We start from the raw sequence: 558 nt of genomic DNA on the forward strand, positions 1-558 counted from the left end.
ATCAAGTCCGACGACGTGACCGGCCGCGTGAAGGTCTACGAGGCCATCGTCAAGGGCGAGAACATCCCCGAGCCCGGCATCCCCGAGTCCTTCAAGGTGCTCATCAAGGAGATGCAGTCTCTCTGCCTGAACGTGGAGGTGCTGTCCAGCGACGGTATGTCCATCGAGATGCGTGACACCGACGAGGACGTCTTCCGCGCGGCGGAGGAGCTCGGCATCGACCTGTCCCGGCGCGAGCCGAGCAGCGTCGAAGAGGTCTGACGGGAGTTCGGCGGGCCTTGAGCGATCAAGGCCCGCCGGCCCCGGGACCCCCGTTTCAGACCCCAAGACTTACAACCCTGAGAGGGATTGACGCATAGTGCTCGACGTCAACTTCTTCGACGAGCTCCGGATCGGCCTGGCCACCGCGGACGACATCCGTCAGTGGAGCCACGGCGAGGTCAAGAAGCCCGAGACGATCAACTACCGCACGCTCAAGCCCGAAAAGGACGGACTCTTCTGCGAGAAGATCTTCGGTCCGACCCGGGACTGGGAGTGCTACTGCGGCAAGTACAAGCG

At 63.3% G+C, this 558-nt stretch carries 2 protein-coding genes; both read left to right on the top strand.

The features are described from left to right. Positions 1 to 261: hypothetical protein (locus tag G6W55_RS38185; RefSeq protein WP_175525125.1), on the top strand; the 261-nt coding region annotated here is incomplete at its 5' end. Between the two features lie 97 nt (positions 262 to 358). After that, on the top strand, positions 359 to 558 hold a 200-nt coding region (locus tag G6W55_RS38190; protein ID WP_175510163.1), incomplete at its 3' end, for a hypothetical protein.

It is taken from the genome of Streptomyces sp. CAI-85, assembly GCF_013363615.1.
In the GTDB taxonomy this organism is placed as follows: domain Bacteria; phylum Actinomycetota; class Actinomycetes; order Streptomycetales; family Streptomycetaceae; genus Streptomyces; species Streptomyces antibioticus_B.